This window comes from Aeromonas sp. EERV15, from assembly GCF_900079845.1.
Classification (GTDB): domain Bacteria; phylum Pseudomonadota; class Gammaproteobacteria; order Enterobacterales; family Aeromonadaceae; genus Aeromonas; species Aeromonas sobria.
On sequence record NZ_FKKY02000033.1, the window covers coordinates 1 to 24303 of the forward strand.

At 52.6% G+C, this 24303-nt stretch carries 17 protein-coding genes and 1 pseudogene; 10 read left to right on the top strand and 8 right to left on the bottom strand.

What is annotated here, in order from left to right:
• The first annotated feature begins 455 nt into the window (after positions 1-455).
• On the top strand, positions 456-1652 hold the full coding sequence (locus tag BN4575_RS19925) for an NnrS family protein (protein WP_068979516.1): 1197 nt from the start codon (positions 456-458) through the stop codon (positions 1650-1652).
• 16 nt (positions 1653-1668) lie between these two features.
• Here the strand turns inward: BN4575_RS19925 and BN4575_RS19930 are convergent, their stop codons facing one another.
• On the bottom strand, positions 1669-2238 hold the full coding sequence (locus tag BN4575_RS19930; RefSeq protein WP_068979502.1) for a helix-turn-helix domain-containing protein: 570 nt from the start codon (positions 2236-2238) through the stop codon (positions 1669-1671).
• A 120-nt stretch (positions 2239-2358) separates the two neighbouring features.
• Here BN4575_RS19930 and BN4575_RS19935 point away from each other — a divergent pair, with 120 nt between their 5' ends.
• Both BN4575_RS19935 and BN4575_RS19940 read left to right on the top strand, forming a co-directional pair.
• The gene (locus tag BN4575_RS19935; RefSeq protein ID WP_068979503.1) at positions 2359-3519 is read left to right on the top strand and encodes a benzoate/H(+) symporter BenE family transporter; all 1161 of its coding nucleotides are present in this window, start codon (positions 2359-2361) and stop codon (positions 3517-3519) included.
• A 136-nt stretch (positions 3520-3655) separates the two neighbouring features.
• Positions 3656-4720, top strand: coding sequence for a DUF3103 family protein (locus BN4575_RS19940; protein WP_068979504.1), 1065 nt, complete (start codon positions 3656-3658; stop codon positions 4718-4720).
• A gap of 69 nt (positions 4721-4789) precedes the next feature.
• On the opposite strand, the gene metF is transcribed toward BN4575_RS19940, so the two are convergent.
• Complete coding sequence (metF, locus tag BN4575_RS19945; RefSeq protein ID WP_033138589.1) at positions 4790-5680, bottom strand: methylenetetrahydrofolate reductase; 891 nt, start codon at positions 5678-5680, stop codon at positions 4790-4792.
• A 330-nt stretch (positions 5681-6010) separates the two neighbouring features.
• On the opposite strand from metF, the gene BN4575_RS19950 reads away from it, so the two are divergent.
• Entirely contained in the window at positions 6011-6811 is an 801-nt protein-coding gene (locus BN4575_RS19950) for a GNAT family N-acetyltransferase (protein WP_068979505.1), read from the top strand.
• A 75-nt stretch (positions 6812-6886) separates the two neighbouring features.
• Here the strand turns inward: BN4575_RS19950 and BN4575_RS19955 are convergent, their stop codons facing one another.
• The 5 genes from BN4575_RS19955 to uvrA all read right to left on the bottom strand — a co-directional run bounded on the left by BN4575_RS19955 (position 6887) and on the right by uvrA (position 16232).
• Positions 6887-8344 (bottom strand): ABC transporter substrate-binding protein, encoded by a 1458-nt coding sequence (locus BN4575_RS19955; protein WP_068979506.1) that lies wholly within the window; start codon positions 8342-8344, stop codon positions 6887-6889.
• A gap of 8 nt (positions 8345-8352) precedes the next feature.
• Complete coding sequence (locus BN4575_RS19960; protein ID WP_068979507.1) at positions 8353-10332, bottom strand: HAMP domain-containing methyl-accepting chemotaxis protein; 1980 nt, start codon at positions 10330-10332, stop codon at positions 8353-8355.
• Positions 10333-10558: 226 nt separating this feature from the next.
• Positions 10559-11152 (bottom strand): OmpW family outer membrane protein, encoded by a 594-nt coding sequence (locus BN4575_RS19965; RefSeq protein WP_068979508.1) that lies wholly within the window; start codon positions 11150-11152, stop codon positions 10559-10561.
• Positions 11153-11609: 457 nt separating this feature from the next.
• Positions 11610-13283, bottom strand: coding sequence for a sensor domain-containing diguanylate cyclase (locus BN4575_RS19970; RefSeq protein ID WP_068979509.1), 1674 nt, complete (start codon positions 13281-13283; stop codon positions 11610-11612).
• A 120-nt stretch (positions 13284-13403) separates the two neighbouring features.
• Positions 13404-16232, bottom strand: coding sequence for an excinuclease ABC subunit UvrA (gene uvrA / locus BN4575_RS19975; protein ID WP_068979510.1), 2829 nt, complete (start codon positions 16230-16232; stop codon positions 13404-13406).
• Positions 16233-16614: 382 nt separating this feature from the next.
• On the opposite strand from uvrA, the gene BN4575_RS19980 reads away from it, so the two are divergent.
• The 5 genes from BN4575_RS19980 (at position 16615) to BN4575_RS19995 (ending at position 22569) form a co-directional block, all read left to right on the top strand.
• Positions 16615-17199: a single-stranded DNA-binding protein gene (locus tag BN4575_RS19980; RefSeq protein ID WP_068979511.1), complete on the top strand. Its 585-nt coding sequence runs from the start codon at positions 16615-16617 to the stop codon at positions 17197-17199.
• 160 nt (positions 17200-17359) lie between these two features.
• A complete protein-coding gene (locus BN4575_RS19985; RefSeq protein WP_068979512.1) occupies positions 17360-18670 on the top strand; it encodes a site-specific integrase in 1311 nt (436 codons plus the stop codon).
• Between the two features lie 154 nt (positions 18671-18824).
• Positions 18825-20240: a site-specific integrase gene (locus BN4575_RS19990; protein WP_305088071.1), complete on the top strand. Its 1416-nt coding sequence runs from the start codon at positions 18825-18827 to the stop codon at positions 20238-20240.
• Positions 20237-22114: an integrase gene (locus tag BN4575_RS21440; protein ID WP_083221106.1), complete on the top strand. Its 1878-nt coding sequence runs from the start codon at positions 20237-20239 to the stop codon at positions 22112-22114. Before BN4575_RS19990 ends, BN4575_RS21440 begins: the two co-directional genes overlap by 4 nt.
• Complete coding sequence (locus BN4575_RS19995) at positions 22102-22569, top strand: hypothetical protein (RefSeq protein WP_068979514.1); 468 nt, start codon at positions 22102-22104, stop codon at positions 22567-22569. Before BN4575_RS21440 ends, BN4575_RS19995 begins: the two co-directional genes overlap by 13 nt.
• Positions 22570-22710: 141 nt before the next feature.
• Here the strand turns inward: BN4575_RS19995 and BN4575_RS20000 are convergent, their stop codons facing one another.
• On the bottom strand, positions 22711-23169 hold the full coding sequence (locus tag BN4575_RS20000; protein WP_068979515.1) for a type II RES/Xre toxin-antitoxin system antitoxin: 459 nt from the start codon (positions 23167-23169) through the stop codon (positions 22711-22713).
• Positions 23170-23613: 444 nt separating this feature from the next.
• On the opposite strand from BN4575_RS20000, the pseudogene BN4575_RS21450 reads away from it, so the two are divergent.
• Positions 23614-24303: pseudogene (locus tag BN4575_RS21450) on the top strand (IS3 family transposase); the annotation flags it as partial.

The window sequence follows — 24303 nt, forward strand, 5'->3', positions numbered from 1 at the left end:
GTTCGACTTCTTATTGCTAAGAAATCGTCTTGGTCACTTCACCAGACATTGAAAATCAAAAATTAATTTTGATGCTCGATGCTGTGAGTGCCCACACAGATTGCTTGATTCAAATTGTTAAAGAGCGTTGCGCTTGTCGCGCTGAGGAGGCGTATAATACGCTTCTCACTTCGAGAGTCAAGCGATTGTTTTCGCTTTTCTTTCGGCGCCCACTTCACCAGGAAGCTAGCTCATCAGTCCGGCGTGTTCCGCCGTGCTGGTAGGGGCGCATTATAGGGAGCCGCGCCGGGATGACAAGAGGTTTTTCAGCAAAAATGTTCGTTCGCTCAGATATCAAACAACCACCTCTTTTTTTGTTCGAAATGGCATCAATCCTGACTATTGCCGGATTTAAATTGAACATTTGAAAAGCCAATTTATAATTGCCATCTCAAATGTTCAATTGGAATGCCCTCATGCATCAAATCCTCGATAGCAATAAGGAAGAGCAAATCGTCCCGCTGTTCCGCTTGGGGTTCCGACCCTTCTTCTTGTTCGGGGCTCTGTTTGCTGCCGTCGCCATGTTGCTCTGGCTGGGACAGCTCAACGGTTGGCTAACCTTGCCCGGGATTGGCAACCCGGTCTGGTGGCATGGTCATGAGATGCTGTTTGGTTTCGGGGCCGCCATCGTCGCGGGTTTTCTGCTCACCGCAGTGCAGAACTGGACGGCCCATCCCGGTGTTCGGAGCTGGCCATTGGCACTGGTGGTGGGGTTATGGATGTTGCCAAGGGCGTTGTTACCCTGGCTGGGTGAGGGGAATACACTCTTGATGGTGGCAGACCTGCTCTGGCTACCGCTTTGCGCCTGGTTCCTTGCCAAGCCGATTTTGATCACTCGGCAATGGCGCAACCTCTTCTTTGTGCCCCTGTTACTGATACTGACCCTGCTCAATGGCGCCAGCTGGTTATGGCATGCAGAGTGGAGCACCGTTGAGCATCTGCTGATCACAACTGTGCTGCTGTTTACCACCCTGATCGCCGTGATGGGTGGAAGGGTGATTCCGTTCTTTACCGCCCGAGCAACCGGTCAGGAGAAAGCAGCGCCTCTGCTCTGGCTGGAACGGGCGACGCTTGCTGCACAGTGGCTTATCTTGCTGCTTTGGTTGCTGCTCCCGACCCAGTGGGTCACCAGCATATATATAGTGCCTCTATATATAGTGGCGGCGAGCTTGCATCTATTGCGACAGCTGCGTTGGCAGCTGCCATCGACCCTTGCGCATCCACTGCTGTGGTCACTCCATCTCGCCTATCTGTTTATTCCCCTTGGCCTGCTCGCCCTTGCGGCACATAGCGCGGATCTGCCCATCACGCTGTCGATGGCCAGCCACCTGCTTAGCGCAGGCTGCATGGGCACCATGATCCTGGGCATGATTGCTCGAGTCTCCCTCGGCCATAGCGGTCGGGCCTTGCAGGTGGGGCGCAGGATCACTGGTGCATTTGCCCTGGTCATCACTGCGGCCACAATGCGGGTGGTGATTCCGTTGTTCTGGCCTGCTTATACCCTGCATGGCTGGAACCTCAGCGCGCTTGCCTGGATCACTGCCTATGGTCTGTTTGTCTGGGTCTATACCCCGATACTGACCCGCCCCAGAGCAGATGGCCGACCGGGTTGATGACTGCTGAACATGTTCAGGGCGTTGCAACCGGATAGTGGATCAGGTTGTGGAAAATCGCCGGAGCTATGCCCAGATTGCGATAACCGTGGGGATGATCGGCAGCAAAGCGCACCGCCTCCCCTTGCGCCAGTGAGCGCCACTCCCCTTCTACCAGCACCTCCATCATGCCGCTGATGACGATGACATGCTCGGTCACTCCCGGCTCATGGGGATCGGATTCACGCTGGTAACCCGGCAACAGGGTCAGCTCAAGCAATTCGAAGCCAAACCGGTTTTCATAAGGAAAGAGCGGCGCCACTTGCATGCCCTCTCCCGCTGGCTGCTGGCGAATGGCATCGGCGGTGCGATAAAGCACCTCTTCCTGCGCGGCTGGCGTGGGCTCAATGAAACTGGAAAATGAGACTCGAAAACCGGTCGCAATCTTCCACAGTGTCGCCACCGTCGGGCTGGACTCCCCCCGCTCAATCTGCCCCAGCATCGCCTTGCTGACACCCGTTTCGCGCGCGGCGGCATCCAGGCTCCAGCCTCGCTCGCTGCGCAGTCCCTTCAGTCGAGCAGCCAGATGCTGACTCATCTCTTGCATAACAGCCTCTTTATTACTCTTGCACGATGCGCCTTGTGCGCTATAGCGCACGACGATATAGTCAAAACCAGATTGTATGTAATAACGCACCGCGCGTCACAACGCCAAGAGGAAATCCCCATGCCATTCGCCCTCCCCCATCTGGTCGCAGGCTTTATCGCCGTGATGGTCGGCTACACCAGCTCCGTCATCCTGATCATTCAGGCCGCCACGGCGGCGGGTGCTGATACTGCCCAAGTCGCCTCCTGGCTCTGGACGCTGGGGATCGGTATGGGGGTGAGCTGTATCGGCCTCTCTCTCTATTACCGCATGCCAGTACTGACCGCCTGGTCCACCCCGGGCGCGGCACTGCTGATCACCACGCTGGGCAACTTCACTCTGGCGGAAGCCATCGGCGCCTTTGTGATCTCGTCCCTGCTGATCACCCTGTGTGGCATCAGCGGCTGGTTCGACCGTTTGATGAAGCATATCCCGGCTCCGCTGGCCGCCGCCATGCTCGCTGGCGTGCTGCTCAGATTCGGGCTGGATCTGTTCAAGATCGCCCCGCACGATCCCTTGCTGCTTGGCACCCTGCTGCTGACCTTCCTGCTGGGGCGTCATCTCTGGCCCCGCTATACCATGGTGCTGGTACTGGGAGTGGGGATGCTGATCAGCAGCGTGCGGGGAGATTTGCAGCTGGGCACCCTGCACTGGCAGCTCGCCAGCCCGGTCTGGACATGGCCAACCTTCTCCCTTGATGCCCTGCTTGGCATCGCACTGCCGTTGTTCATTGTCACCATGACATCGCAAAACATGCCGGGGATCGCCATCTTGCGAGCCCATGGCTATCAGCCTGCCACCTCATCGCTGATCAGCTGGACCGGCCTGACCGGCCTGCTGCTCGCTCCTTTTGGCGGCTATGCCTTCAATCTGGCCGCCATCACCGCCGCCATCTGCATGGGCAAAGAGGTTGACCCGGATATCAAGCGCCGCTGGCCTGCTGCGGTCTGGGCAGGTTGCTTTTATCTTGTAACCGGTTGTTTTGGCGCGACCGTCGCCGCCCTGTTTAGCACCTTCCCGGCCGCGCTGATCACCTGCGTCGCCGGATTGGCCCTGCTAGGCACCATCGGCAGCAGCCTGCACTCAGCCCTGCAACAAGATGAGGCGCGAGAAGCTGCGCTGCTTACCTTCATCATTACCGCGTCCGGGCTCAGCCTGCTCGGCATAGCGGCAGCCTGCTGGGGTCTGCTCGTCGGACTTGCCTTGCACTGGCTTCATTTATATCGACAAGAAAATCAATGAGACCTCAAACCGTGATGGCTGGCACAAGATCCAGATAAATTAATTCACAGATGAAACTAATTACCCTTTAGTGGTGTCAGGGCACCACTCTTCCCGGACATGGTGCCCTGTCAGGTTCATGCAACGGAGAACAATAATGAAACATCAGGCTTTCATCATATTGTTGGCGCTTCTGGGCGCCAGCACGGCACACGCAGCCGACACGGACAGGGAGCTGGCGCGCCAGCTCGCACTTCAGCAGAAAAACCTGCTGCCCCTGCTGAGCAATCAGCAATACCAAAGCCCGCTTCCCAACCTGCTGCAAAAAGCCAGCCCACGCCTTAAACGGCAGGCGACCGATGCCAACCAGGCGGCTATCAGCCGGCAAGGACTGGATGGCGAGGTCAAGCAACTGATGCAGCTGCGGCTGGCCAACACCGATCAGGCCGCTGCACTGCAACAGGGCGTCGAACCGCTGGTCGCCTATGTTCCGAGTGGGGATGAGAAGAGCTGGAGCGCCATTGAAGCGTTCGACAGCGCCGGCAATCCCGTCTATCTGGATGTGGACAAGGCACCGGCCCGGCCGGTTCTGGTGGTCGAAGCCGATCCCGTCAAAGCCAAGAACGCAGGCTTGAAGGTGATGCGCAAGGCACTGGCCGAGGCGGATCTGCAAAGCACCCCGCGAGCGGCGGCCAGCACGGCGCCACTCAAGACCAGTATCCTGAAAAAGATCAGATTGAAGGATGATCAGGAGCCCTGGCTGCTCGGCGCAGCCGAAGTGTATGCGGTGGTCGCAGGGGTCAATCCCAGTCGGGATGAGCCAGTGGTCGATATTGTCGACATGCCCTACCTCGACTATGACAACACCGATTACACCCCCAACCAGATCCTGGTTTACTGGGATCGCTATCGCTGGGGTGCCGTCGACGTGGTGATGATGGAACAGGATGACAACGTCAACTACAAGGAGCTGAGCGCCCTGCTGATTGAAGCCCTCAAGCTCGGCTTTACTGCGGGTGGAGTGCCGGAAGCGCTACCATTCCTCGATCTCGGCGGTCGTATCGTCAAGGCGCTGCCCGACTCCTGGATGACCAACAACGACGACTATCTGGATACCTTCTACACACTGGAACAGGATCAGATCTATCACCAGTATCCGGGGGCTGCCGGTAATGCGGTTATCGATCTTGAGCCAAAAGAGATCGCCCCGACCAGACCTTGATAATCGGCCATAACGAAAAAGCCAATGAGCAACTCATTGGCTTTTTGCTTTTATCGCGGTGAGCACTGGTCAGCCCTTGGGACGAACTCCCAGGGTATGGCAGATGGCATAGGTCAGCTCGGAGCGGTTCAGGGTATAGAAGTGAAAATCCTTCACCCCCTCCTGACTCAGCACGCGCACCTGATCGATGGCGATACTCGCCCCCACCAGATTACGGGTCATCTGATCGTTATCCAGCCCCTCGAAACGCTGATGCATCCAGCGCGGGATCTTCACGTTGGTGAAACCGGCAAACTTGGCCAGGGTCTGGTAGTTGGAGACCGGCAGGATCCCCGGCACGATTTCGGCATCGATCCCGATGGCGGCGCAGCGATCCCGAAAGCGCAGATAAGTCTCCACATCGAAGAAGAATTGGGTAATGGCACGGTTGGCACCGGCATCGATCTTGCGCTTGAGGTTGAGCAGATCGGATTGCGCACTCTTGGCCTCCGGGTGGCCTTCCGGATAGGCGGCAACCGAGATATCGAAGTCAGCCTCTGACTTGAGCAGGGCAACCAGATCGGTGGCATACATATCCGGCTTGTCCAACCCCTGCGGCAAGTCACCACGCAGAGCCACGATATGACGAATGCCGCTGTTCCAGTAATCGCGGGCGATGGTGCGCAATTCGTCGCGGCTGGCATCGATACAAGTCAGGTGCGGCGCAGCAATCAGGCCGGTCCGCTCCTTGATGTCCTTGATCACCTTGTGGGTGCGATCACGGGTGCCGGAGTTGGCGCCATAGGTGACGGAGACAAACTTGGGTTCCAGCACTTTCAGCCGTTCGATGGACTGCCAGAGGGTATTCTCCATCCCTTCACTGTTGGGTGGAAAAAACTCGAAACTGACCGATATATCGCCATTCAAATCAGCCAAGCTCTGGTTGAGCGCCTCAACCTGACGTGCACTGTGAAATCCCATCTGCTCTTCTCCCTGTCCTACAATCCATTTACATACGTCAAAACGGATGTTTGGACGTCTAAACGTCTTTATATTTATGGTGAAACCGGGACAAAGTCAACAGAGATTTACCTGTCGCCCAATACTGTGAATATCATATTCACATAATTAACGGTAAGTAACCGAAAAGTGCCCATCCCAAATTTGCGACAGTCGCGTTATGATGGGGCCAGATCGTCCTGGACGTTCTGAATCTGCGTGTGATTGTTTGGCCGGAGGTTTCTCCGGCCCCTTTTTCATCTATTCCTTACTCCTGCCGATAACAAAATGAGTCTTTGCAGGAGCACCATCATGGATACCCACCCCGGCTTTGCCACCGACTTGCTGTTCGATCGCTATCAGGGCGAAGTCGTTCGGCACGATCAGTTCTGGGCGGTTCGCACGCCGGATGCTCCCGACTACTACTTCGGCAACTACCTGCTACTCCCCACCCCGCCCAACGACCGTGACAAAGGCTGGCTAGAGGCGGCTTTTGATCAGCTGATCGGCCAGGATCCCAGAGTGCGCCACCGCACCTTTCAGTGGCCACTGGCAGCAGGGCAAAACAGCCGGATCGCCGGTTTTGTCGCAACGGGATACCAATATATGGAGTGCGTGGTGTTGGCACTGGATAAGCAGAGCTGCCCGCCCCCTAATAGCGACATGGACCAGGTTCAGGCTCGTCCCTTCACCATTGCTGATTGGTCTGAGTGGCTCGACTTCGAACTCCATGAGCGAGATGAGGGGCACTCGGAACAGAGCTATCTCCCCTATCTGCGATCCCGTCAGGCACTCTATCAGGCCATGATTGCCGATGGGCTCGGGGAGTGGTGGGGGATCTGGCAAGAGGGGCAACTGGTCGCCAGCTGTGGCCTCTTCTTTTGCGGCTCGCTGGGGCGTTTCCAGTTGGTACGCACTCACCAGGCGTGGCGCAACAGGGGGTTATGCCGCCAGCTGCTCAGTCAGGTGGCTAGCGCAGGATTGTCCCGCGCCAAACAGCTGATCATCGTGGCCGACGAGCACTACCATGCCCAGCGGATATATCGCTCTCTGGGATTCACCCCGGTAGCCCGTATCGGCAGCCTCTGTCGCTGGCCGCGCGAAGCACAATAACGCCGCTCACTGTGACAACCACTGATAAATAAAATGGGAGGCTGATGCCTCCCGCTTGTTATTAATGCTGATGACTTATTGCTGCGGCGCTTCCAGCTCGTTGGAGAGCGCCTGCTCCACCTCCGCCGAAGGCGCCGGTAATGGCGCCGTCGCCGCTGATGCGGGCTCAGTGGGAGTGACGACTGGAGCAACCGTGGCGGGAGCCTCACTGGTCGCAGGTGCTGCCGAGACAGCAGCCGGCGCTGAAACCGGAGCCGGGGTCACTGCATCACACTGACAATCCGCGCTCTTGGCCTTATTGCCCTGATGAGGGGCGTACCAACCCTTCAAGCCACCTTCCAGTCGATCCGCGGCAGCCTTGGGCTCCATCTTGCCAAGCAATACCGCCTGACTCACCTCGGCCAGTTCATCCCCCAGCTTGGGCGTACCACGGGAGAGGATCTGGGTCGCCACCCGAATGGTCGAATCACACTGATCGCGCCACTCCATCATCTCTTTGGCCGCCGGATTGGTGACATCGAAGAAGTGGTTGGAGAGGGAGAAGAATCCCGGCAACGAGTTGGTATAGAGCTCGGCAAATTGCGGAGTGGCAAGCCACTGCAGGAAGGCCATGGCCCCCTCTTTGTTCTTGCTGGCCGGATTCATCCCCATACCGATATCGGTGTGGTCGGTAAAGAAGCAGCCATCTCCCTGTTTGGCCACCGGTGGACGCATGACGCCAAAATCGACCTTGCCGGTGAAGGGGGCAATCTCCCAGGAGCCCGCCACGTAAAAGGCAGCCTTGCCCGAGGTGAACAGCTCGTTGCTGGTCGCATAATCACGGCTCTCGCCACCTTCACCGAGGTAGGAGCGCCAGCGCGCCAGCTCATCGAACACCTTCACATATTGCGGGTTGTCCAGCCGCTCCTGCCCGCCGATCAGCGCCAGACGACCATCCTCCCCCTTCCAGTAGTTGGGACCAATGTTCTGGAAGCCCAGCTCGGAGGCGACCCAGCTCTCGGAGCCGCTCATGGCCAGCGGCACATAACGGCCATCGGCTTTGACCTTGTCCAGCACCGCAAAAAACTGGTCGCGAGTTTGCGGCAATGCAAGCCCCAACTCACTGAAGATCTTCTTGTTATAGAAGAAGCCATGGATCACCGAGGCCATCGGCACGCAGAAGGTCTGGGCACCGGAATCAGTCTGCCAGGGTGACTGGGCAAAACTCGGGAAGTTCTCCATCCCCGCCATTTCGGTCAGCTCGGCCAGATGGCCCGCCTTGAACAGGGCGAGCGAATCATCAAACGGACGACAGGTGATCAGATCCCCCGCCTTGCCCCCCTTAAGGCTCTCCCACAGAGTGGGCATATAGTTGACGTTTTGCACCGGGTGAAAACTCACCTTGATGCCGGGATGCGCCGCTTCAAACGCCGGGATGATCTTCTGCTCCCACAGCGCCTTGTCATCGGTTCGCCAGCTTTCAATCACCAGCTCGCTGGCCATCAGCTGGCCACACAACAGGAGACTCAGGGCTCCAATCCACTTTTTAGACATAAGCCCTCCTAGACCTTGAAATGTGCGATCAATTGCTGCTGTTTCGCGACCAGCTCTGCCAGCACTTCGCTGCTGCTGGCGGATTCGCGCGCCTCCCGCTCGGTCTCGTATGCCACATCGGCAATACCGGCGATATGACGAGCGACCCCCTGACTGACGGAGATCTGCTCCTGAGCGGCATGGGCCACCTGATCGGCCATCGCCTTGATGGCGCCCATCCGCTCGGCAATGGATTGCAGCGCCACATCCATCTCGCGGGTCTGATCGACACAGCTTTGAGTCTGCTCCTGGCTGCGCCCCATCACCTCGACCACCTGCTTGCTGGAGCTTTGCAAGTTCTCAATCATCCTCTGGATCTCTTCAGTCGAGGTCTGGGTACGATTGGCCAGCGCCCGCACCTCATCGGCCACCACCGCGAAACCACGACCGGCATCGCCAGCACGAGCCGCTTCGATGGCGGCGTTCAACGCCAGCAGGTTGGTCTGCTCGGCAATGCTGCGGATCACATCAAGGATGCTGCCGATGTTGTTGCTGAACTCACCCAGCTTGTAGGTAATGCCGACCGCCTCTTCCATGGCGCCAGCCAGCTGCTCGGTGATCTTGCGAGTGGTCGCTACTTTCTGGCGGCCACTGCGTGCCTCGTCATCGGCCAGATCCACTTCCCGCTTGGTGCCATCGGTAGAGCGGGCCACCTCGGTGGCGCTCACTTCCAGCTCGGTAATCGCGGCAGCCACCTGATCGGTCTGGCTCTTCTGCTCCTGTACCCTGGACATGGCCCGCTCGCTGATCTCGGCCGCCCGGCTCGCCTCATCCACCAGATGGCGGGAACCCGCATTGATTTGAGAGAGCAGCTCGCCAGTCTTGCCTGCGAGCGTGTCAATGGAACGGGAGAGGTTGCCAAACTCGCAACTGCTGCGGTAGTTGATGCGGCGAGTCATGTCACCGGCCGCCATGTAGTCCAGCTCCCTGTTGATCATCTGTAACGGACGCTGAATGCTGCGCGCCGTGGTATAGCCGATCACCAGCGCAGCAGCAGCTGACATCGCGGCAACCACCAGGATCCAGAAGCTGGCACTGCTGACCGCCGCATCGGCGTTGATCCGGCTATCGCTGGCGATGGCACCGGCAGACTTACCCATCTCGTCCAGCAAATTGAGGCTGTTGACCAGACTGGCATCCAGCTGCTGATTCTGAGTGGCCAGCGACAACTCCAGTTGCTGAGCCTGACGCATGGTTGCCAGCAAGCCCTGAGCACCGAGCGCCAACTCCTGCATCCGATCGAGATTGGAGACAAAGCGCGCTTTCACATCATCCGGCACCGTCACTCGCTCCAGACGCTTGCGCGCCATCTCGATATCCTTGCTCAACACCTTTTCCAGCTCGTTCAAATCGGTTTTGGCATCGGCACGGCGGATATTCTTCAGATCGCGGGCGATACCTGAGGTAATGAGTTCCGCCTTGTTGCGCATGGAGCGCTTGCTGGCGGTCTGTTGTAACAGCAAATCTGCCGCCCACTGGTAGGTATCCTCAAGACGAATAAATTCCATCTCCAGCTTGTGGCGCTGATCCAGCGCACTGACCCACTGCCGATGCTGGGCCAGCACTTGATCCGCCAAGCCATAAAATTGTGTGGTGGCACTCTCGACCTGCTGGAAGCGGGCGCGGGCATCCGCCACGCCGGTAAATTTACTCATTTCCTGACTCAGCTGGGCGAAGCGGTTCTGCTGCTCCTTGAACTGATTGGCCAGCTGCGGCAACCGGGCGGCATCTTCACTGGTGCGGTAGACCAGCACCCAGCGGTTACTATCCTGCAATGCCCCCTTGAGACCTGCGACAGCCACCACCAGCGGGGTTGCCCGGTCAGATACGGCAGAGAGGCCGTCATTTATACCCTTGATTTTAAAGGTACTGATCACGCCAAGCAGGATCAGCAACAGCAGCATCAGCACAAATCCGGCGATGATCCGCTGCACAATAGATAAACCCATGGAGACATCCTCGCTCATTGGGGGAAGGTAGAGTGAACATAGTCACTATCGGCAGGGGTGGCGAATAACTGAGAGAAAGCGATGGGTATTTAATTGATTTGTATCGGGTTGCTCACAAGTTGGAAAATATAAGCCAAGCGAAAAAAGCCCGGCACAAGCCGGGCTGAAAGAGACGTACTTTGCTATCTTCCGCGATCCTTTCAGAACCGCAGTCAGAATCGAATCATTAGAAGCGGTAACCCGCACCAACCATAAAGACCATCGGGTCAATCTTGGTTTTGATTCCATCTGCACCATTTACATGCACATCAGTGTCGATATCCATGATCCAGGCAGAACCGTTTACAAACCAGCGGTCAGTGATCGCCATGTCGATACCAACCTGACCAGCAACGCCCCAAGAATCGTCCAGGCTCACATCGCTGTTGCTCAGAGGGCCACGACCTTTCTCGTCAAAGAAGTTGGTGTAGTTCACACCAATACCAACGTACGGACGAACCTTGCTCTGGGCATCGCCAAAGTAGTACTGAGCCATCAGGGTTGGCGGCAGGTGCTTGACCTTAGCCACTTCGGTATCGCCACTCTTCACTGAATGGGAGAATGGGGTCGCAGCCAGCAGCTCCACGCCGAAGTTATCTGTAGCCATATAGGTCAGAGTCAAACCCAGCTGGGCATTGTCATTGATTTCAAAGCTGTTACCACTGTCTTGTGGAGACACTACAGCCAAACCACCACGAACCAGAATATCGCCAGCCTGATGGGCCATGGCGAAAGGAGAGGTCACTGCAGCGGCAATCATCAGAGGAAGTAATTTTTTCATCACGTAATCCCTTTTTTTGTTTTCATTTGATGCTGTAAGCCCGCTGACTATATGCCCTTGTAAATGTAAAGTTATTGACTTGGAGCAAAGGTTGCACAGAAATAAATCGATTGCTGTGACATCTTTGCGCACCATCTCAATCTCGCCGAATCCCCAGATAACAAGCCGCAGTGCCCACCTCGAGAGGCTGGCACTACCAGTGCCCATTGCCAAAAGCGGTAAATAAGCCACATCTTACAACCCGACAGGACGGCGATTAATTGTTGTTAACATGGGCAAACAAGCGTATTTTTGCGCCACACAAGTTATTGGGAAGTAATGGTTTATTTATGAAAAATGAGTCGAGATGGCAAAAGGTGGGGGCCTTTCTCGCGGCCGTGTGGGGAATCGGATCCTTTCTCTTTATCCTGCTCGGTTTTATTGTCGCGCTGGCCTATCTGGTATTGGTAAGACAGGGCTAATCCCGAGTTTCTGCCCGTTGCAGTTGCAGATATTGGCCCTCAGCAAGCTCGGTAGCCGTCATAACGATAGCCTCTGAGGGAAGTGACCCTATGTAGCCGCACCATTGATTTCGCCCCTCTTGCTTGGCCTGATAAAGCGCCATATCAGCCAGTTTGAAGCTGTGACTCCAGAATGAATCCGGGCACTCCGGGTGCAACGGATAGCGACAAAACCCCAACGACACCGTCAACCAGAGTGGCGCATCCTCTTTGCCAAAGCGGTGTTGCGCGACACGCTGGCGCAGATATTCAACCCGCAGGGCCAGCTCTTGCTCGTCATCCACCTGCAGCAGCAACAAGAACTCCTCCCCGCCCAGCCGGATAATTGGCTCGCTCTCTCCTGCTACCACCTTGCGCAACAAATCAGCCAACTGTTTCAACACCAGATCCCCGATGTCATGGCCCAAGCGATCATTGATCCGTTTGAAATGATCCAGATCCAGCAGCAATAACAGACAAGGCTTGGCCCAGTTGGCCTGCAGCCAGCCATCCAGATAGCGACGATTGAAGCAACGGGTCAAGGGATCGGTGAATGCAGCCATCTCCATCTGGCTGGATTTTTCCAACAAATCATCGTGTTGCTGACTAACCTTGCTGGCCATCTCCCTGAACTTGCCGCTCAGGGTCGCCATCTCGGCGCTGCTGTCGATATAGGGGATCAAGGTGGCATCTGGCCGATCGCCAAAGCGTTGCAGCGCCGACACCAGCTGCTGCAACGGGGTGAGCACAATGCTGTTGAGCCGGTACATGGCGATCATGACGCAGATAAAACTGATAAACAGCATGCCAATGAAGGTCCAGAGCGCCCCCTCCATGACGCCACTCAAGATCTTTCTCTCCTCCTCAATCACCAGAGTCAGTACCGGCTGGTTATCGCTGTTGAGCAGTCGCACCTCTCCCCTGAGCCGGGTGAGCCCAAGGTCAATCAGGCGATACGTTATTTGCGGTTTCAGTGGTTTGAAGGTAGCGGTGACATCCAGATTGGCGTGGGAAATCGCCAGAGGCAGCGCGGTACGCTCCGATACCTGCTCGAGATAGGCCTTATCGAGCCAGCGCACGACCAGCAAGAAACCGTTGAACGGGGCCGACTCGTCGCTGTTTCTGATCGGCTGCCACGAGTACATCAGCGGCCCCCACTGGGAAGCGCGGATCCCGTGCAGATTGATGCCCCCTTGCGCCACAGATCGCTCCCTTAACTGCTTTTTCAGTTCATCCAGGAAATAGGGAAACTGATCCGGGTTGACTCCCGGCGCATCGGGCAGCAGGGTGCGAGTCCAGACCTCGTAGCCACTGAGATCCATGAAGCTCATCAGGTTGAGGCTAAAGTCCCGCATCGGCATATCATTGAACAGGTTGGATTCGACGAACGCCCTGCTCTTGTTGCCCATAAAGCGGTAGCTATCATCCCAGATGCCCCAATCCCGGCTAAATGCATCCAGAGCGGCCACATCCGCCTGCACCGCCTTGGTCACACGCAGCAGATGCTCCTTCATTCGTTGCTCTTCAATCCGGCTGGCGGCCGGGATCTGGGCCCACGCCAGCAGGATCAGCAATAGCAGGATAGCCCCCAGCCAGATTGGGAACATGGAGTAAGCCAACTGATGATCAATCGTGCGCGGAGCCTGAGCCATAACTCTATATATCCCTTACCATGACGCAGTGATGCCAGCCTGCCCGTATCACACGAGCCGCGCCTCCATGTTACCGATTTTTATAAAAAAAGGGGCCAAAGGCCCCTCGATTATAACGGCTTATCGCGTCAATAGCGGCCGTAAAAAACGTGCTGTATGAGACTCTTTATTGCCGCAGATCTCCTCCGGGGTCCCCGTCACCAGAATGCGGCCACCACCGGCACCTCCTTCCGGCCCCAGATCGACGATCCAGTCAGCGGTTTTCACCACGTCCAGATTGTGCTCGATGATGACAATGGTGTTGCCGCGATCCCGCAGTTGGTGCAGCACCTTGAGCAATTGCTGGATATCGTGGAAATGCAGCCCGGTGGTCGGCTCATCCAGAATATAAAGCGTCTGACCGGTATCGCGTTTCGACAACTCCCGCGCCAGCTTGACCCGCTGCGCCTCACCGCCAGAGAGCGTGGTAGCCGACTGGCCGAGGCGGATATAGGAGAGGCCCACATCCATCAGGGTCTGCAGCTTGCGCGCCACTGCCGGCACCGGATCGAAGAACTCGCGGGCATCTTCCACCGTCATCTCGAGGATCTCGTGGATGTTCTTGCCCTTGTACTTCACCTCCAGGGTCTCGCGGTTATAGCGCTTGCCCTTGCAGACGTCGCACGGCACGTAGACATCCGGCAGGAAGTGCATCTCCACCTTGATGACCCCATCCCCCTGACACGCTTCGCAGCGGCCCCCCTTCACGTTGAAGGAGAAGCGGCCGGGCTTATAACCACGGGAGCGCGCCTCCTGGGTGCCGGAGAGCAGCTCGCGGATCGGAGTGAACAAACCGGTATAGGTGGCCGGGTTGGAACGCGGAGTACGACCGATAGGGCTCTGGTCGATATCCACTACCTTGTCCAGATGCTCCAGCCCCTCGACACTGCGATAGGGCGCCGGGGTGGACTCGGTCGCCTTGTTGAGCTCGCGGTGGGCGATGCGGAACAGGGTGTCGTTGATCAGGGTCGACTTGCCGGAGCCGGAGACGCCGGTAACGCAGGTCATCACCCCGAGCGGCAAATCCAGATTGACGTTGCGCAGGTTGTTACCGCTCGCCCCTTTGAGCTTCAGCCACTTGCCGCTGAGCGGGGTACGTTCATCAGGGATGGCAATCTGCTTGCGGCCAGAGAGGTAGTCACCGGTCAGTGAAGCTGGATTGTCGATGATCTGCTGGGGGGTGCCCTGCGCCACAATTTCGCCGCCATGCACGCCCGCCCCCGGGCCGATATCGAGCACGTGGTCGGCGAGACGAATGGCATCCTCATCGTGCTCCACCACGATGACTGTGTTGCCCAGATCGCGCAGATGAGTGAGGGTCTTGAGCAGCCGCTCGTTGTCGCGCTGGTGCAGGCCGATAGAGGGTTCATCGAGCACATACATGACCCCCACCAGCCCGGCACCAATCTGGCTCGCCAGTCGAATGCGCTGGGCTTCGCCGCCAGAGAGGGTTTCGGCGCTGCGTGACAGACTCAGGTAGTTGAGACCCACGTTCACCAGGAAGCCAAGCCGCTCAATGATCTCTTTGAGGATCTTCTCGGCAATCTGACCGCGCTGACCGGTCAGATTCAGCCCCTCGAAGAAGGCGAGCGCATCACCGATGGACTGCTCGGCAATGGCCGGCAGGTTGCGGTTGTCGACGAAGACGTGACGCGCCTCTTCCCGCAGTCGGCTGCCACCGCAGCTGGTACAGGATTTGTTGGCGATGTATTTGGAGAGCTCTTCACGCACCGAGTTGGACTCGGTTTCCCGGTAGCGTCGCTCCATGTTGTGCAGGATCCCCTCGAACGGGTGCTTGCGCACCACCACATCGCCGCGATCGTTCATGTAGCGGAACTCGATCTCGGTGCGACCGGAGCCGCGCAGGATCACCTCCTGGGTCTTGACCGGCAGATCCTCCCACGGCGTCTCCAGATCGAACTTGTAGTGCTCTGAGAGGGATTTCAGCATCTGGAAGTAGTAGAAGCTGCGCTTGTCCCAACCACGGATGGCGCCGTTGGCCAGACTGATGGCCGGATCGCCGATCACCTTGGCCGGATCGAAATATTGCTGTACCCCGAGGCCATCGCAGGTCGGGCAGGCACCGGCCGGGTTGTTGAAGGAGAAGATGCGCGGCTCCAGCTCCGACATGGAGTAGCCGCACTCCGGGCAGGCGAAGTTGGCGGAGAAGGTCATGGGGGCGACCCCCTCCTCCTCGTCCATCGGCACTACCAGTACTATGCCGCCGGAGAGGGTCAGCGCCGTCTCGAACGACTCGGCCAAACGCAAGGCAAGGTCCTCGCGCACCTTGAAGCGATCCACCACCACCTCGATGGTGTGCTTCTTGTGCAGCTCCAGAGTCGGAGGATCGGAGAGGTCGCACACCTCGCCGTCGATACGGGCACGGATGTAGCCCTGGGCCGCCAGATTCTCCAGCAGCTTGGTGTGTTCCCCCTTGCGGTCACGCACCACCGGGGTCAGCAGCATCAGCTTGCTCCCCTCAGGTTGGGCCAGCACCTGATCCACCATCTGGCTGATGGTCTGGGCGGCGAGCGGAATGGCGTGGGTCGGACAGCGCGGCTCACCGACCCGGGCAAACAGCAGACGCAGGTAGTCGTATATCTCGGTGATGGTACCGACGGTCGAGCGCGGGTTATGGGAGGTAGACTTCTGCTCGATGGAAATGGCGGGCGAGAGCCCCTCGATATGGTCGACGTCCGGCTTCTCCATCAAGGAGAGGAACTGGCGGGCATAGGCGGAGAGCGACTCCACATAGCGGCGCTGCCCCTCGGCATAGAGGGTATCGAACGCCAGAGAGGATTTGCCCGAGCCGGAGAGGCCGGTGACCACGATCAGCTTGTCGCGGGGCAGGGTCAGATTGATGTTCTTGAGGTTGTGGGTGCGAGCACCCCGGACCACGATCTTTTCCATCTTGTTGCACGCTCGATACAGAAACCTGAGCGAGTCAGTATGGCATAGCGACTACTGGATGAATAGACAGGCATTATCTATCGCCATCATCCTTTTTTACGATTGGATCTGTATCTTCATCCCCCATGCCAGAGAGACGTTCTGCCTCCTCCCCTCAACCGGCAACACCACGCGGATGAGGGTGCGCAGGGACGCATCAGCTGTTACTATTGGGGGCTAAACGTGAGCCAGGTAATAAGTGAACATCAACCTGATTGCTGCTACGGGTATAGAAAAACCATGTTGTTCAATACGATAACAGCATGGGAAAGAGAAAAGCGCGGTAACTCATTTGGTTGGCCCAGGCTTTGCCTGGCCGGAATATAAAGGTGGAAGAGAGATTATGGCCAGTCGAGGCATCAATAAAGTCATTCTGATCGGTAACCTCGGGCAAGACCCGGAAGTACGCTACATGCCGAGTGGTGGCGCGGTGACCAACATTACTCTGGCCACCTCCGAATCCTGGCGCGACAAGCAGACTGGTGAGCAAAAAGAGCGTACCGAATGGCACCGTGTAGTATTCATGGGCAAACTGGCCGAAGTAGCCGGTGAATACCTGAAGAAAGGCTCCCAAGTCTATGTAGAAGGCAAGCTGCAGACTCGTAAATGGCAAGATCAGGGTGGCCAGGAGCGCTACACCACTGAAGTGCTGGTCGACAGTTTCAGTGGTGTCATGCAGATGCTGGGTGGCCGCCCACAAGGTGGCGCCGGACAAGCTATGGGTGGTCAAAGCCAAGGCAACTGGGGCCAGCCGCAGCAGAGCATGCCAGCCCAGCAGCCGATGAACCAACAGCGCCCCGCTCCGGCTCCGCAGCAAAACATGCAGCAACCGCAAGGCGGTTATGGCCGTCCGGCCCAGCAGCCACAATCTGCGCCGCCGGTTTATAACGAGCCGCCGATGGATTTCGACGACGATATCCCTTTCTGACTCATGTAAGAGTTAAAGTGTAAGGAAAAACACTTAAAATAACCAAAAATGACCGTAACCCAGTAGAAATTCTGGGTTTTTTTATTTTACAAATTTGTTGCCAATTGGATTTACAGAGGTGTAAGTTATTGTATAGAAAAGTGTAAAAATAAGGTTGGCTATGTATAAGCTAGAGATATTGGTTTTTGAGAATGGTGAGCGATATCCGATCCTGATGGATAGCGATGGTATGCCCCATTTTCTAGCTACCCTCTGGGTTACAACTAAGCTACGCAGCAGCCTGACAGTTAATACTATTTCGAATCGACTTCGCACGCTGAAATGGTTTTTACAATGGGAGAAAAAGGCAAGTCGAGAGCTATTTTCAGAGTTTCAGCAAAGTCTTTTTTTAAGTCAAGCAGATATTGATAATATCAAAGAGCATCTTAGTCTCGACATTTCCCACATAAATGGCCTATCTAATAAAAAAAACAGAAGTAAAGTTATTGATATTGGTATAACACCGAAACTTATCCAAGTAACACCATCAGTTGCTCGTAACAATATTTATAATAGGCTTACAGTTATTGCCGAATACTTGAAATTCATTGCTACAGTAGCAGTTCAAAATAAAACAAATGATTATTTAACCTCTGCTATTGATCGAATGACTCATAATATCTTGGCTGTGCGTCCTAAAGGTAAAGGAAAGAAAACCATCAGCAACGTTGACGACAAGAACATACCTGATGGTTTGATTGATGAGTTCATGTCTGTGGCACATTTTGATCACCCTAAAAACCCCTTTAAAGACCTATCAACTAGAAAACGAAATCATTTGATGTTTGTTCTTTTATATGAACTTGGTATACGCAGGGGGGAGTTACTATCGCTCACCATGGGTGAGAACTTAGATATATTAGGCTCTAAAAAATATGTCACAGTCAGACGACTCCATGATGATAAGTATGACCCTCGAAAAAGACAGCCTGTAGCAAAAACAAGAGAGAGAAAGTTACAGCTAACGAATTATACAGCTGCCCTCATAGATGACTATATAATAAATGTCAGAGGGAAAACTCCCAATAGTGGAAAACATCCCTATCTATTTATTACGCATAGAAAGGGGCCAACACAAGGGCAACCAATCAGTATTAGCACCTTTGATACTATCATTGTACCTTCAATGAAAGCAGTTGATGAACGCTTTAAAGCTATTCATCCACATTATTTTAGACATAACTGGAATCTGAATTTTTCCCGTCTAGTTGATGATAATAATGAACTTGCTATAGATCCAAAAAATAAACGAACCAGAATTGAGCCTAGTGAGGAAGCGAAAAAGCGTATGCATCAGATGGGGCACTCTTCCGAAAGCTCTGCTGGACCATATATGGAACGACATATTCGAGAGAAAACCAATAAAATTATTTTGGCAGAACAAGAAGAATTTAGACAAAAATTAGCATCGTTAGATAACAATAAGGAATAATAATAAGCAGCATTGTATCTATTGCCCAAGAGTATAATTCTGCTCATTTTGGCCCAGCAGAACGGGTATCCAAGGATGGCTACAGTTTTAACATTCATTCAAATCACTGGGCTTTAAATAAAGATAAAAATATTTTATTTACCAAAGATGTATTATCTATAGAAAAAAGTTACTAGATGGATTAAGAAAAACGCTATCTATTTATGCTGAAGAGCAATCGGCATCTCATGCATCCAATATGTATTATTTGTTTCAAAAGTTATTACTTGATACTAAGTTTAAAGCTTTCGATGAGAATGCAATTCTAAACTGGCATAGTATGCATAATAAGGATAATGAGTATCTCTTAGGCTCACTTCGTGGTTTCCTTATTAGTTGGCATGAGTATGGTAATTATGGTGTTACCAAAGATATGGTTAAATTACTAGAGAATCTAACTATTTCTGGAAATAAAAAGGGAGTTTCGGTAGCCAATAGATGTCCTTATTCAGGTGCATATACAGATAATGAAATGCTTGCTCTATATAACGAACTTATTCGCCTATTTAAAGAGGATAGCATATCTTTTTCATGCTATGCCTATGTTAGTTTACTACAAGCAACGGCTAGGCGCCCTATCCAGTTACGGCAATTGAGAGCAATTGATCTACAAAAACATCATAATGCTAAAAATAATTCTTTTAATTTTTACCTAAATATACCAAGAGCAAAGCAACGTGGTGTTGGATTCCGTGAGGAATTTAAAAAATTAGCAATCACGGAAGAATTATATCTCACTCTGCTGAATCTCATTGAGCAGGAAACTAGAAAGTTCAGATCCAAGTTTAATACCGAACTAACATCTGAACAAAAGTCTCAAATACCTATATTTATCGACTGGACTATAGTTGATGATTTATCTGCCCAGAAAACTCCACTGGACGACTCCATGCTAGGCTCAGACATATTACATATATCGGTAACGGATATCCGAGAGAAAATCCTTAAAGAGTTTAAAGTTAAGCAAAAAGCTATCTCAGAAAGGACTGGTGATTATATACATATCACTGCTCGTCGTTTTCGCCACACACGAGGTACGAATCTTGGTCGGAAGGGCCTAGGGCCATTGATCATTGCTGAAGCATTAGACCATAATGATACACAAAATGTGATGGTTTACACGGAAAACACCGCAGATACTGCAACCTATATCGATAAGGCTATTGGCAAGCAATTAGCTCCTTTTGCCAAGGCATTTCTTGGAAGAATCATTGAAAAACTGGACGAAGGTGAGCGTGGTTCCGATCTCACAGCCCATGTCCCCAATAAAGAAAATGAAGTTGTTGGCGCATGTGGTACTAATGACTACTGCGTGAAAGGCTATGAGGGTTGTTATACGTGTATGAAATTTAGACCTCTATTAGATGCGCCACATGAAAAATTCTTAGCCTCCCTTTATGCAGAAAAAGAAATTAGACTTAAAGAAACCAAAAGTGAGGAATATGCATCAACCAAGGACCGGCTAATTTTGGCTGTTGAGTGGGTTGTACAAAAATGTGCCGAGATGAAAGAAGTGAGGTCTAATCAATGAATGAAAATGTCTTTTATTTCAAATCAACCGCAAAAATCGTTGCGGAGGAAAATTTAATTAATTTCATTCAGAATTGCAAATCCAAGCTCACTGCTTTTGGACATGACTGTTGGGATCAGGATAAATGGGCAGCCGATTTGGGCACTCGTCGCGTTATTGCTCGTTTTTCCACAAATACAAAGTCATCAAACAGCTATAGCTACTCCCCCTTAGAGCGCCCATTTATAGACTTTGCAAAAGCATACATTCGATATATTTATTCATTGAATCCTGTAACCAACCTACAGCGGCATATTGAAGCCATAAGAGTATTAGAAGAGGCTTTGCTTTTATCAAAGGGAAGTGCTGACATCCTTTTACTTGATGGCACCGTTTTAGAATATCTGGATGAGGTATTTCGGGCACGAATATCTGATCCAACGGGAAGAAACAAGGCTGGGTATCAAATGGAGTTAATCTTAAACTTCTGCCGAGATAATTTTATTACCCCCAGCCTCCCTCAGTGGTCAAATCCATATAAAAAAATAAAAGACCTCACGATTACCCTTGACGAGAAAGGCAAGGAGCACCGCTCAAAAAAGCTGCCATCTGATAAAGATATGCTCTTAATAGCACAACTCTTTCATGATGCACCAAGCTTAGGCATAGAGGCCGAATATTTTAGTGCTGTAATGACACTTCTCATGTTAGCACCCTCACGGTGTTCTGAGCTATTCTCATTATCGACTGAGTGTATCGTCTGGGAAGAAGATCGAGCCGGAGAGAAAAAACTCGGTATTCGTTGGATTCCAGCCAAAAATGGCAAAGAAGGGATAAAGTGGGTTCCAACCGTCATGCAAGATGTAGCATTAGAAGCTATTGCCCGTTTAACTAGGATTGGTGAGCCTGCTCGACACGCTGCTAGGCAAGCAGAATATAATAATAGTACATCTAAAACCACGGAGTTTATAAATAGTTTTAAGTGCTGGCCTTATGTTGATAGCGCAAGAAGCGTTAAAGTTTCACAAGCACTATTGCTCTTTAGGAAGTATGAGTTCCATAAAGACTTTAGTGTCATAAACGGCTCATTTTGTCTGCCAACAGTTAATCTAATTAACGACCGTTTTGTGCAGAAAGAGTCTCGTAGTTGGTCATCACTTTGGAGCAAGTATAATATTTCAAAGCCTGATGGTACGCATATACAAATACCATCACACAATGCAAGACATTGGTTAAGCACTAAAGCCGAACGAGGTGGGATGGATGAACAGACCCTGGCGCATTGGGCTGGAAGAGCAAGGTTAGCTGACAATAGAAGTTACGACCATAGGACAGAAGAGGAGAAGGCAAGCTCGATAATTCCAGCTCTATTACCTGAAAAGTATTCGGTATTAGATAAAATTAAACAAAATCTTCCAGTCAGCTATGAGGATATTGGCAAAAATCTAATTGGTACAGCAATTATTACAGAGTTAGGTATTTGCGAACATGATTTTGCAATGATGCCATGCCAACTAAACGGTGATTGTGAAACCTGTAAAGAATTAGTATGTATCAAAGGTTTTAGCAGCTCATTAGAGCTATTGAAAACTCGTGAAAAACAAGTTTCTGAGCAGTTAGAAAATGCATTAAAAAATCGTAACATGGGTATGTTTGGTGCAGATCGTTGGGTTAGCTCACATGGATGGCGACTTACCCACGTTAGAACAAAAATCAGACTACTGGAGGATTCCAGTATCCCTGATGGCACACCAGTTCGTATTCCTGATGAATATGATCCATCTCCCGCTAAGCAAGTTCTTTTGGATAAAGGCATGAGCACTGAAATCCAAACACCAGAATCTATTGAAGCAAAGATGAATGAGATGATGAGGTTACTAGCATGCCCAAGATAGTAATTACCAAAGATAATATAACTTATGTCCTAAGTATCATTAACACATGGGAAGGGAAGTTGACATGGGATCTTCTCTGCCAAAAAATCACAGATAAGCTAAACATCGCAGGAGGAGTTCAACGTCAATCTCTATCGAGTTACGAGGAAATTCAAGAAGCATATACGAAAAGAAAACAGCATCTGAGAGAGAGACCACTACCACCAATTGAGCATGATAACGTTGATGAAACGCTTAAATATTTAATCCAACGTGTTGCCATGCTCGAAATTGAAAGAGAACAGTTGAAAAAACTGAATGAAGCATATAAACAGAGGTTTATAAAGTGGCAATATAATGCTTACAGGCACGGGATACCTATGACATCCATTGATAATGATTCTATTGATACATCTGAACTAAAAAAATTGCTAGATATACTAGAAAAACCCCTTTCAGGGATTCAACGACAATAATAAGTCAACTAATAACAATGTCTAATGTATAGTTTAATTAATATAAAAGTATGATTCTTCGTATGGGGAAACAGCTAAAGGTCACCGTTCTGCTGGTTTCATTACTGAGGGAAATATGGGTTCTTGCGAGCCATCACAGTTTCAGGAGATAACACCATGCTCAATGCGGCCAATCAGATCGAGAACAGCCTCAGCCCCTGTAGCGGTGCTCAACATCTGTATAGGGGATTCCCCACCCAACGCTCTGGCAGGCGAGTTTAACCACTTAATAACTACCGACATGTCTCCATCAAAGAGTGATTTTGTAGCATCTAACACCTTGACTAAAATATATATTTTTCCGCTATGCTCTACCGAAAGCACTTTCTTATCTTCTTTATTCTTCCTATGGTAGTTAGCGCGACTGATACCTACCCACTGGCAAAGAACGACCTCATCAATATTTGTCTCTGAAGATAGTTTTGCCACAATCTCAGAAGAGAATCCTGCCAAGATCTTCATATGTGCTTCGACAGGTTGCTTAGGCAACGACAAAGCAGCTAGAAGACTGACGGGATTTCTGACCGAAGCCTTGGGTTTGTACGCAGCACCTACATTCATAATCATCTCACTTACATCAAATGTTATATCACATGAACAGCCCTGTGCCCCATAGTGGAGGCTACCAGCCCTACCCGAGTGGTGGTGTTTCCCATAGTTAGGGCCGCCGGTCCCCATGAAGTAGTGTTGCTTCCTATAGTAGAGACTGTAGGGCAAGATCGTCTACTACGGCACAGTCAGTCCATATCGCATGTATGTGAAACATATTGTCAGCAGTGTCGAATACGACAAGCTGAGCGAGAAATACTGGAAAAACAAGGAGTAACCATCATGTTAAATCTTGCACTGGTTCAGATTAGAGAAGCATTGGCTCAAGTGCCCTACATCGCCCGGATCAATCATCAGGACGATTATGAGCGAGCTCTTGAGCTGATGGACGAGTGAATCGCCCCCAGTTCCCTAGACACCTCGCAGCCTTAAAATGAGGCAACTATTGGAGGTGTTATGACCCGTCAGCGTTATCCAGAAACATTCAAAATCGAAGCCGTTAAACAAGTCACCGAACGCGGACGGCCGGTGGCTGACGTTGCACGAGCCCTTGGGGTATCCAGCCACAGTCTGTATGCCTGGCTCAAGCAGTACGGTAAGCCCGCTGACCAGCAGCACGAAGAGTCAGCCTTGCAAGCCGAGATCCGCCGTCTGAAAGCCGAACTGCGCCAGGTCACCGAGGAGCGCAACATTTTAAAGGAGGCCGCCGCGTACTTTGCCAGCGAGTCAAGGAAAGGTACGCGTTCATAACCTCCCGACTCGACCGGTACAGTGTCGTTACCCTGTGCCAGACCCTGGGGGTTCACCGAAGTGGCTTCTACGCGTGGCTGAAACAGCCCGTATCGCCACTACAGCAGGAGGACGAACGACTGACCGGATTGGTCAAGCAATCCTGGCTGGAAAGTGGTGCTGTCTACGGTTATCGCAAGGTCCATCGCGATCTTCGTGACTTGGGGGAAGCCTGCGGTAAGCACCGTGTGGCCAAATTAATGAGGCGGGAGGGGCTGCGTTCGCAAACGGGCTATCAACGCCGTAAGAGGCATTATGGAGGCAAGAGCCCACAGGCTGCCCCAAACACGCTGGCACGTCAGTTTAAGGTGCCTGCCCCCAACATCGCCTGGGTGACTGACATTACCTACATCCGCA